This window comes from Asticcacaulis excentricus CB 48, from assembly GCF_000175215.2.
Lineage (GTDB): Bacteria > Pseudomonadota > Alphaproteobacteria > Caulobacterales > Caulobacteraceae > Asticcacaulis > Asticcacaulis excentricus.
This window is the reverse complement of sequence record NC_014819.1, coordinates 149,775-160,346: the sequence shown is the minus strand read 5'-3', so window position 1 is coordinate 160,346 and position 10,572 is coordinate 149,775. Positions and strand designations below refer to the sequence as shown.

Genomic DNA, 10,572 nt, shown 5'->3' with positions numbered 1-10,572 from the left:
AAACCAAACCCTTCCTTGTAGATGAAGTCATAATATAATGGTCATTGTGGCTAGAGGTATAAGATAACACCTTCACATTCGGTCAGCATTCATTATATGTTTACGCAACCACTCGAATATCACCGGTATGATGCACGCACAGCGCACATTGATGTCTCGCCTTTCGGCTTTCAGCACCCTGCTCTGCGTGGTGGCTGTCATGCTGTCCGGCTTTGCGTCGGCGCATGCGAGTGTTCAGGTTTTGGAGCACCAGGTCGCGGGCGACCAGCAAACGGTTGATGGAGGTTGGGTTGCCTCCTGCGTCGACAAGGGGGGCGAATGCCAAGGACACTTGCGGTCGGAAGAGCCCGTCCCAAACGACATCCTCGCTATCCATCACCACCATCACAATTCCGGCGAGGTCTCTCAAGGCCTGGCCGCGGGCGCACATGAGCTTAGTGTCCGTCTGAACCTGGCTGACGCCGGGCTTCAAAGCGGCGAAGCCTTGCCGTTGACTGGCCGTGCCCCGGCTATGCCCTTCCACCCTCCGCGCGCGTAATCGGACTCTACTGACGCCTGAACGGCCCGTGTGCCGTCTGTCTTAGACCTTTTACGAGCATTCCAATGAAATCCCCCCATATGCGCGGTAACCGCGCAAAGCGACAACTCGCATCCGCGGGTCTGATCGCGGCCTGCCTGATGGTGGCCACCCCGTTCTGGGCCGCGGCCCAAACGACCGCTACGACTCAATCCGTGCCCTTGTCGCTGGCCGAGGCCATGACGCGCGCGGGCACTGCGGACCCGACCGTCACCGCGACAAATCGTCGTCTGGCGGCGGCTGACGCCAATATCCGCCAAGCCGGTGTCCGTCCGAACCCTACGGTCGGCATCGACGCCGAAAACTTCCTGGGCTCCAATCCCTATAACGGTCTGAATTCCGCGGAATTCACGCTGACCTACCAACAAGAGATGGAACGCAAGCCGAAGCGCCAGGCGCGCGTCGGCGCGGCGGCGGCGGAGAAGGAACTGGTCCGCGCTGAAGGCCGTGCCCGGACCTGGGAAGCGATGAATACGGCCCAGGCCCTTTGGATTGAAGCGGTGGCCGCCGAAGCCGAAATCGGTGTGGCGCGCGAACGTCTCAAACTGGCCGAGCAATCGCATGCAGAAATCAGCCGTCGCGTGAGCGCCGCCCGTGATCCGCTGTTTGCCGGTTCGCTGTCGGATACGGAAGTCGCGAACGCAAGGATCGCGGTCGATCAGGCCGAAGCCAAGGCGCGCCAACTGAAACTGCAACTGGCTGCCCTCTGGGGCGGCGGGGCCGACTTCACGCTCGACGCGGCCTCTCTGGAAAACACCAGTGCGCTGAATGCCGAGCCGAACCTGATGGAAACGCCCGACATCGAAGCTCTGCGTGCCCGTCAACGCGCTTCAACCGCGCAGATTCGGGTTGAAACCACCCGTCGCGTTCAGGACCCAACCTTCTCGGCGGGTATCCGATATTTCCGCGCGGACGGGTCGGCGGCTTTTCTCGTCGGTGGGTCGATCCCGCTGAATCGCTTCAACAACAATCAGGGCAATATCGACCGCACACGAGCTGAAGCTGAAGCCGCGTCGGCTGATATCGAAGTGGCGGAGCGTTTCCGCCAGCGCGATATCGCAGCCGCGACCATCCGGATGAACAATCTGGCGCAAGAGGCGAAGCGAATTGAGGCCGAGGTGATCCCGCAGGCCGAAAAGGCTGTGTCTCAGGTCCGTGAGGGTTTCGCGCGCGGCGGCTTCACCTACCGCGATGTCATCGGTGCGCAACAGACCCTCATTGAGGCCAAGGCCCGTCGTGTCGAGGTGCTGAAATCGTTCCAGGTCGAGAAGGCCGGACGCGATCGCTTGGCCGGCCAGTGGGTCCCCCTGATTCCGACGGATAGCACCAACCCGTAAGGGTCCGCGTACGCCCAAAGTCTCAAACAATCTCGCGCCTTTTCGTTGCCGCTGTGTCGGCCGAGGGCGTGCTCAAAAGGACTGTATCCATGATCTCCAAAACCCAGACAGTTTCCCGTTTGATCGTCGCTGCCACCGCGGTCGGTTTCCTGTCGCTCGCCGCGTGCGGTGAGAAGCCGAGCGATCCGCCAGCCAAGGACGAACAGGCCGCAGCCGCCGAAGTCAATGAAGCCAGCGCTTCGCACACCGAAGCCGAAGACGGCCATGCTCACGCCTCAGGCGAGAAGGACGCACACTAATGACGTCGTTGAATACGTATCTTTCGCGCTCACTGCTGCTGGCCGGCGTTGCCGGTCTGGTTATGCTGTCAGCCTGCGGGAAAAAGCCGGAAGCCCCGGCTGCGGAAAAGCCCGCGGCTGAAGCGCCTAAGGCCGAAGGCGAGGGTGACGGCCATGGTCACGGCGCCGAAGGCGGTGAAGAAGGTCACGGCGAAGAAGCCGGTGTCGAAAAGACGACCATGACCGATGAAGCCGCCAAGGCCGGCGGGGTTGAAATCGGTGTTGCCGGTCCCGGGAATATCGACGAAACCGTAACCATTGCGGGCCGTGTCGAAATCGCACCGGAAGGTCGCGGCGAGGTGCGTGCCTGGTATCCGGGCCGCATCATGTCGATGACCGCGCAACTGGGCCAAAAGGTCAGCAAAGGCCAGACCCTGGCGCGTGTCGAATCGAGCGAGAGCCTGCAGACCTATTCGGTTCCAGCCGGCATTTCCGGCACGATCATCGAGAAGAACGCCAATGTCGGCGACATCACCGCCGGCGAACGCGCCATGTATGTGATCGCCAGCTCGAACGCCATCCAGGCCTCGTTCTACCTGTTCCCGCGTGACGCCGAATCGGTGCGCTCCGGGCAGACGGTCACCATCAAGACCCTGGGCGGCAAGGTGATCACCGCCACCGTCTCGTCCATGCTGCCCTCGGTCGATCCGCGCACCCAAACCCTGACGGCGATTGTCAAGCTGCCGGCATCCGCCGCGGAAGATCTGCGTCCAGGCATGGCGATTGAGGGCCAGTTCGTCACGACTCAGACACCCGCAAACATCGCGGTTCCGGTCGACGCGCTCCAGACCCTGGAGGAAAAGCAAGTGATCTTCGTCAAAAACGGCACCACCTATACGGCGGTCCCGGTCCAGGTCGGTCGCCAGTCGGCCCGCATGGTCGAAATCACCGGCGGACTTCAAGGCGGCGAGACCATCGTCACCAAAGGCGCGTTTCTCATCCGTGCCGATATCGCCAAGTCCGGCGCCGAGCATGAGCACTAGGGTGAATCATCATGCTTGAAAAAATCATCGCGCAGTCGATTCGGCACCGCTGGATCGTCATGATCGTCGTGCTGGCCCTGTCGGCCCTCGGCGTCTATAACTTCACCCGCCTGCCCATCGATGCCGTGCCCGACATCACCAATGTGCAGGTTCAGATCAACACCGAAGCGCCTGGATATTCGCCCCTTGAGGCCGAACAGCGCATCACCTTCCCGGTGGAAACGGCCATAGCCGGTCTGCCCGGCCTGCAATATACGCGCTCTATCTCGCGTTATGGCCTGTCGCAAGTCACGGTCGTCTTCAAGGAAGGCACGGACATCTACTTTGCCCGTCAGCTCGTCAACGAGCGGGTACAGTCGGTGAGGAGCCAGCTACCGGCCGGATCGGAGCCGCAACTGGGGCCGATCTCGACCGGCCTCGGTGAAATCTTCATGTATACGGTCGAAGCCAAACCCGATGCCCGCAAGGCTGACGGAACGGCCTATACCCCGGAAGATCTGCGCACGCTGCAGGACTGGGTCATCCGCCCGCAACTGCGCAACACGCCGGGCGTGACCGAAGTCAACACCATCGGCGGGTTTGAACGTCAATACCATGTGACGCCGTTCCCTGAGCGTCTGTCGGCCTACAGCCTGACGATGGCCGATGTCATCAAGGCGCTGGAGACCAACAACAGCAACCGAGGCGCGGGCTATGTCGAAAAGAGCGGCGAGCAGTTCCTCGTCCGTGTCCCCGGCCAGGCCAACACGATCGAAGATCTGAAGCAAATCGTCGTCCAGACGCGTATGGGCGTGCCCATCCGCATCGCCGATGTCGCCGACGTGCTTTTGGGCGAAGAACTGCGGACGGGCGCGGCCACGCAGAACGGCAAGGAGGTCGTGGTCGCCACGGTCAATATGCTGATCGGCGAGAACTCGCGTACCGTGGCAAAAGCCGTCTCGGAAAAGCTCGCAGCGGCCAACAAGTCTCTGCCGGAAGGCGTGTCGGCGGTATCGGTCTATGACCGCACGACGCTGGTCGAACGCACCATCCAGACGATTGAAAAGAACCTCGCCGAAGGCGCGCTGCTGGTCATCGTCATCCTGTTCCTGCTGCTCGGCAATATCCGCGCGGCCATCATCACAGCCATGGTTATCCCGGTGGCCATGCTGATGACCATCACGGGCATGGTCGAGAATAAGGTCTCGGGTAACCTGATGTCGCTGGGGGCGCTCGACTTCGGTCTGATCGTCGATGGCGCCGTCATCATCATGGAAAACTGTCTGCGGCGCTTTGCCGAGGCGCAACACCACCACGGGCGGCTTCTGACGCGCGACGAACGCTTCGCTCTGGCCTCAAAGGCCTCGACGGAAGTCATCAAGCCGTCTCTGTTCGGCGTGCTGATCATCACCATCGTTTACTTCCCTATCTTCGCGCTCTCGGGCGTCGAGGGCAAGATGTTCCACCCGATGGCGGCCACCGTCGTCATGGCTCTGGCCGCGGCTCTGGTGCTGTCCCTGACCTTTGTTCCGGCCGCTGTGGCGATGTTCGTCACGGGCAAGGTGCAGGAAAAGGAAAGCTTCGTCATGCGCGGGGCCCGTAAGGTCTACGAGCCCATTCTGAAGCTGGCCATCAAGGCGCGCTACGCCTTGGTCGGCATTGCCATCGTACTGGTCGTCCTGTCCGGCTTCCTGGCCACGCGCCTGGGGGCGGAGTTCATCCCGCAACTGGATGAGGGCGATGTGGCGCTGCACGCCATGCGTATCCCGGGCACCAGCCTGACGCAGTCGATCCATATGCAGGCCGCCGTCGAGGCGCGACTTAAAAAGTTCCCGGAAGTGGAACGTGTCTTCGCCAAGATCGGTACCGCTGAAGTGGCGACGGACCCCATGCCGCCCTCCGTGGCCGACACCTTTGTGATCCTGAAAGACCGCAAGAAGTGGCCGAATCCGAACGAGCCTAAGAACAGCCTCGTCGAACGCATGCAGAAGGCGGTCGAGGAAATTCCCGGTAATAACTACGAGTTCACCCAGCCCATCCAGATGCGCTTCAACGAGCTTATCTCCGGTGTACGCTCGGACGTGGCCGTCAAAATCTTCGGCGACGATCTCGATCAGTTGCTGAAGACCGGCAATGACATCCAGAAGGTGATGAAGACGATCCCCGGTGCTGAGGACGTTCGCGTGGAACAGGTTTCGGGCCTGCCCATGCTGCAGATCACGCCGGATCGCACCGCCATGGCGCGTCTGGGTCTCAGCATAGGCGACGTGCAGGACGTGGTGTCCACGGCTCTGGGCGGCACCGAAGCGGGCCAAATTTTCGAAGGCGACCGCCGTTTTAATGTGATTGTGCGTCTGCCGGAAACCCAGCGCGCCAACCTCGCCGAGATCGGCCGCCTGCGCATCCCGGTCAGCAATGACGGGGACTCTGCAGAGGGCATGACCGGTGCGAGCTTCATCCCGCTTCAGGATGTGGCGCATATCGAGATGATCAATGGTCCCAACCAAATCAGCCGCGAACAGGGCAAGCGCCGCGTCGTGGTCACGGCCAACGTCCGTGGCGCCGACCTCGGCACCTTCGTTACGACCCTGCAAGACAAGGTCGGGGCGCAGGTCAAGCTGCCGGAAGGCTATTGGGTGAACTACGGCGGCACGTTCGAACAGATGACCTCGGCGGCCAAGCGCCTCCAGATCGTCGTGCCGATCGCGCTGATCCTGATCATCGGTCTGCTCTTCATGCTGTTCGGCACTATGGAGGACGCACTGATCGTGTTCTCGGGTGTGCCGCTGGCCTTGACAGGGGGGATCGTGGCTCTGGCCATACGGGATATTCCGCTCTCTATCTCTGCGGGGGTGGGCTTTATCGCCCTATCCGGTGTGGCGGTGCTCAACGGCGTGGTGATGCTGACCTTCATCAAGTCGCTGAGAGCCGAAGGCAAGTTGCTGGACGATGCCATCATCGAAGGGGCGCTGACCCGTCTGCGTCCGGTGATGATGACGGCGCTGGTGGCTTCGCTGGGCTTCGTGCCGATGGCCTTCAACGTCGGTGCCGGTTCCGAAGTGCAGCGTCCGCTCGCTACGGTCGTCATCGGCGGCATTGTCTCCTCGACCATCCTCACTCTGCTGATCCTGCCGGCGCTCTATCGCATCGTGCACGGCAAGGAGAAGACGCTTGAGAAGAACAGGCCAGCCCCCAACAGGGAGGTACACGGCGAAGGCCTGTAAGTCGACGGAGGGGTGCGGCCTCATACGTCGCACCCCGCTCTTTTTCCCCAATTGAAAGGAGGCGCTTATGGCGCACGATCATAGTCAGGGGGGCGCATCTGCCGGGATGGCCGGGGATGCACATGCGGGACGCCAGGCCAACGAGAAGCGATTACTGATCGCAATCGGCTTGACCGGAACGTTCATGATTGCCGAGATTATCGGTGGTTTCGTTTTCAATAGTCTGGCGCTGTTGTCGGACGCCGCGCACATGATGACCGATGTCATGGCGCTGATCATCGCCTTCATCGCTATTCAGATTGGCAAAAAGGCTGCCGACTCAAAGCGCACGTTTGGCTACCGGCGGTTCGAAGTGCTGGCAGCGGTCTTCAATGCGATCGTCCTTTTCGCCGTCGCCATCTACATCCTCTACGAGGCCTATGAGCGCTTTAACCAGCCGCCCGAGGTCCAGACGGGAGGCATGCTGATCGTCGCCGTCCTCGGGCTGATCGTCAACCTGGTCAGCATGCGTGTGCTGCAGGGCGGATCGGACGAAAGCCTGAACATGAAGGGCGCCTATCTCGAAGTTCTGGCCGACATGCTGGGTTCGCTGGGTGTCATCATCGCCGCCGTCCTGATCTACGTGACGAAGATACCGCAGATCGATCCGATCCTGGCGGTACTGATCGGGTTCTGGGTGCTGCCGCGAACCTGGAAGCTTCTCAAAGAGAGTTTTCACGTCCTGCTGGAAGGTGTGCCTGCGGGGGTGGACCTTCAGAAGGTCGAATCCGAACTGGCAGCGGTCGCCGGGGTCAAGGACGTCCACGATCTTCACATCTGGAGCGTCACGACGGGCGAAAACAGCCTGACGGCGCATCTTCTGGTCAATCCGGGGGCGGACGAGGCGCTCATCCTCGCTCGCGCCCATGAAATCGCCGCGACGTTTGGGATCGCGCACGCAACCGTGCAGGTCGAGCGCACCCACGTCGGCATTGAAACACCGACATGGTCGAAGGACACCGACACATGAGACGTAAACTGCCCATAGTGGGGGCTATCGGCGCGATGCTGATGGCCTCCCTGACGGCGACCCCGGTATTCGCCCAAGCCGCTACTCAGACCACCGGACCCGAGTCAGATGCCCGCAAATCTAAGTTGCAGTGCATGTGGGAGGCCAAATGGCCGCTGCGCCATTCGACGGCCTATAGGGTCGGCGACGTGCGCACCAAAAACCAGATCCGCAATTCATCGAACACCGAGGTTCAGAAAATGCAAAGCGTATGCCGGGCTTTGACCAGCACGTCCGAAGCTGAAAAGCGCAAAGCGCGTCTGGCCTGCCATGACCTCCTCCTGGTCAAGCGCCTGCGCGACGGCGATGACGCGCGCATGCGCGCCGACCGCGTTGAGGCCGTCTGCAAAACGCTCGACGAAGCCTTCGTCACGCCAATTCTGGAAGGAAATGCCCGATGAATTCGATGAAACGCTTAAACCTGCTGGCTTTGACCCTGGCCGTGACGACGCTCGGTGCCTGTGCCAGCACGCCTGAGAGTGACAAGGGATACACCGTCAAGGTGGTAAAGATGTCCCCTGCGCCTCGCGACAAATTCTACAAGATCGTCAAGGTGCCGAACGCGCCGGCGAGCCCCGCCACGGCCCCGAAAGCCGAAGCGTCGCAAAGCGGCAGCACGGACAAATAGCTCGGACACATCCACGGAAGGGAGCGGCTGAGTTCCCCCTTCCGCGCGCAAAGGACATCAAATGGCCCACGATTCCCACCCGCCCTCGAAGGCCGAGGGCAAGACCGGCGGCAAGGCCGCCAATGACGACGACCATAAGCACGGGGACGATCTGGAAGGTCTGCACGGCCACGACCACGGCCCGAGCGATGGACCGTGGTGGCAGAGCCCCAAGGCGCGCCTGACGCTCCTGTGCGCCGCCGCCTTCGCTGTCGCCTTCCTTCTGGCCAAGCTCATACCGCAAAGTGCCCCTTGGGGCTATGTGGCGGCCATGATGGTCGGCCTGATCCCCATCGTTCGGCGCGCGGCCAAAGGCGTGGCGCGCGGCTACCCGTTCTCGATCGAGACCCTGATGACGATAGCGGCCATTGGCGCCATCGTCATCGATGCCGCCGAAGAGGCGGCTGTCGTCATCATCCTGTTCCTCGTGGGTGAGTTGCTTGAGGGGATTGCGGCCGATCGGGCCCGGGCCAGTATCCGGGAGTTGGCGACACTTGTCCCCAAGGACGCGCTCCTGGATGAGGGTGACGGCAAGACGCGCAAGGTGCCGGCTGAAGAGCTGGCGGTTGATGCCATAGTGGTCGTGCGCCCCGGCGACCGCGTGCCGGCCGATGGCGTGATTGTCGAAGGCGAAAGCGCGATCGATGAGGCGCCGGTAACGGGCGAGTCCGTGCCGAAGCGCAAGACGGTGGATGATCAGGTCTTTGCCGGGACGATCAATCAGGAAGGCGTGTTGCGTATCAAGGTGACCGCTGCCGCCGAGAACAATACGATCTCCCGGGTGATCAAGCTCGTCGAGGATGCGCAGGAGGCCAAGGCGCCGACCGAGCGCTTCATCGACGGCTTCTCCAAATATTACACCCCTGGGGTCATCGTTTTTGCGTTCCTCGTCACCGTCATTCCGCCCCTGGCCTTTGGCGGTGACTGGTCGGAATGGCTCTACAAGGGCCTGGCTGTGCTTTTGATCGGGTGTCCCTGCGCGCTGGTTATCTCGACGCCGGCCGCGATCGCAGCGGCGCTATCGGCCGGAGCCAAACGTGGACTTCTTATGAAGGGCGGCGCGGTTCTGGAGACCTTCCGCAAGGTGACCTATGTCGCCATGGATAAGACCGGGACGCTGACCGAAGGCAAACCAAAGCTCACCGACATCCATGGCAATGGGATGGATGAGGGCGAGGTCTTGCGCATTGCCGCTACGCTTGAGGCGGGTTCGAGCCATCCGCTCGCGACCGCTATCCTTAATGAAGCCAAGGCCCGTAATATCGACCATGGCACGGCTGAAAGCTCTAAGGCGGTGGCCGGTAAGGGCGTTGCGGGTACGGTCGATGGCAAGTCCGTGCGCCTCTATTCACCCAAGGCGACCGAAGACTACATGCCGCTGGGCGGCAATATGCGCCAAAGCATCCAGCGGCTGAATGACGAGGGCAAGACGGTGTCTGTCCTGATCGTCGATGACGAGATCGCCGGCTTCATCGCCATGCGCGACGAGCCGCGCGAAGACGCCAAGGCCGGGGTATGGGCGCTGCAGCGTCAGGGCATCACCACGCTCATGCTGACGGGCGATAACAAGCGCACCGGTGAGGCCATCGCCTCGCAACTCGGCATGCAGGCTCGAACCGAGTTGATGCCCGAAGAGAAGCAAATGATCGTCAAGGATCTGCAGGATCAGGGCGAGGTCGTCGCGAAGGTTGGTGACGGTATCAACGATGCGCCGGCGCTTGCGGCCGCGGATGTCGGTATCGCCATGGGAGGCGGGACGGATGTGGCGCTGGAGACGGCTGATGCGGCCGTGCTGCATGGTCGTGTTATGGATATTGCCGACATGATCGGCCTCTCCAGGCTGACCATGACCAACATCTATCAGAACATCACGATCGCACTCGGTCTGAAGGCCGTTTTTCTGGTCACAACGGTTCTGGGCATCACAGGGCTTTGGCCCGCGATTTTGGCGGACACAGGCGCGACGGTCTTCGTGACGGCCAATGCCATGCGGCTTCTGGGCTGGAAGGGGGGGCGCGATGCTTAGGCGGCAGAAGGGGCCGACGAAACCTTCGAAACCGGCAGTGCCTGCGGTCATGGATTTAATCGTTCTGGGCGCCGGGCAATCGGGACTGTCCGCAGGGTACTATCTTCAGAAGGCTGGGCTTGATTTCATCATCCTCGATCGCAGCCGGCGGATCGGCGATGCGTGGCGGTTTCGCTATGACACCCTGACCTTGTTTACGCCGCGGACCTTCAATGGCCTGCCCGGTTTGGCTATGCCCGGCGATCCCGAAGGGCGGCCTGATCGGCTGGAGTTCGCCGACTTTCTTGAAGACTATGCCACGTAGTTCACCTTGCCTGCGCAGTTACCGCTGATGGTCTGTATCTGGTCGCGTCAGATAATCGAAGGGAAGAGGTCGTTGCACAACTGCGCCGC

Annotated in this window: 10 protein-coding genes; all 10 read left to right on the top strand. The window is 61.6% G+C overall.

The window, feature by feature from the left end; genetic code table 11:
* The first annotated feature begins 151 nt into the window (after nucleotides 1–151).
* The 10 genes from ASTEX_RS20140 (at nucleotide 152) to ASTEX_RS19065 (ending at nucleotide 10,483) form a co-directional block, all read left to right on the top strand.
* Complete coding sequence (locus ASTEX_RS20140) at nucleotides 152–538, top strand: hypothetical protein (RefSeq protein WP_144004845.1); 387 nt, start codon at nucleotides 152–154, stop codon at nucleotides 536–538.
* A gap of 65 nt (nucleotides 539–603) precedes the next feature.
* On the top strand, nucleotides 604–1,914 hold the full coding sequence (locus ASTEX_RS19105; RefSeq protein WP_013481279.1) for a TolC family protein: 1,311 nt from the start codon (nucleotides 604–606) through the stop codon (nucleotides 1,912–1,914).
* A gap of 89 nt (nucleotides 1,915–2,003) precedes the next feature.
* Nucleotides 2,004–2,213, top strand: a complete 210-nt coding sequence (locus ASTEX_RS19100) for a hypothetical protein (RefSeq protein WP_013481278.1) — start codon at nucleotides 2,004–2,006, stop codon at nucleotides 2,211–2,213.
* A complete protein-coding gene (locus tag ASTEX_RS19095) occupies nucleotides 2,213–3,235 on the top strand; it encodes an efflux RND transporter periplasmic adaptor subunit (protein WP_013481277.1) in 1,023 nt (340 codons plus the stop codon). Before ASTEX_RS19100 ends, ASTEX_RS19095 begins: the two co-directional genes overlap by 1 nt.
* Before the next feature lie 11 nt (nucleotides 3,236–3,246).
* Nucleotides 3,247–6,438, top strand: a complete 3,192-nt coding sequence (locus ASTEX_RS19090; RefSeq protein WP_013481276.1) for an efflux RND transporter permease subunit — start codon at nucleotides 3,247–3,249, stop codon at nucleotides 6,436–6,438.
* A 67-nt stretch (nucleotides 6,439–6,505) separates the two neighbouring features.
* Entirely contained in the window at nucleotides 6,506–7,447 is a 942-nt protein-coding gene (locus tag ASTEX_RS19085; protein ID WP_013481275.1) for a cation diffusion facilitator family transporter, read from the top strand.
* Entirely contained in the window at nucleotides 7,444–7,887 is a 444-nt protein-coding gene (locus ASTEX_RS19080) for a hypothetical protein (RefSeq protein ID WP_013481274.1), read from the top strand. The genes ASTEX_RS19085 and ASTEX_RS19080 overlap by 4 nt, the downstream gene beginning before the upstream one ends.
* A complete protein-coding gene (locus tag ASTEX_RS19075; protein WP_013481273.1) occupies nucleotides 7,884–8,114 on the top strand; it encodes a hypothetical protein in 231 nt (76 codons plus the stop codon). The genes ASTEX_RS19080 and ASTEX_RS19075 overlap by 4 nt, the downstream gene beginning before the upstream one ends.
* 61 nt (nucleotides 8,115–8,175) lie before the next feature.
* Nucleotides 8,176–10,179 (top strand): heavy metal translocating P-type ATPase, encoded by a 2,004-nt coding sequence (locus ASTEX_RS19070; RefSeq protein ID WP_013481272.1) that lies wholly within the window; start codon nucleotides 8,176–8,178, stop codon nucleotides 10,177–10,179.
* A gap of 49 nt (nucleotides 10,180–10,228) precedes the next feature.
* Nucleotides 10,229–10,483: an NAD(P)-binding protein gene (locus ASTEX_RS19065; RefSeq protein ID WP_041659823.1), complete on the top strand. Its 255-nt coding sequence runs from the start codon at nucleotides 10,229–10,231 to the stop codon at nucleotides 10,481–10,483.
* The last annotated feature ends 89 nt before the right edge of the window (nucleotides 10,484–10,572 follow it).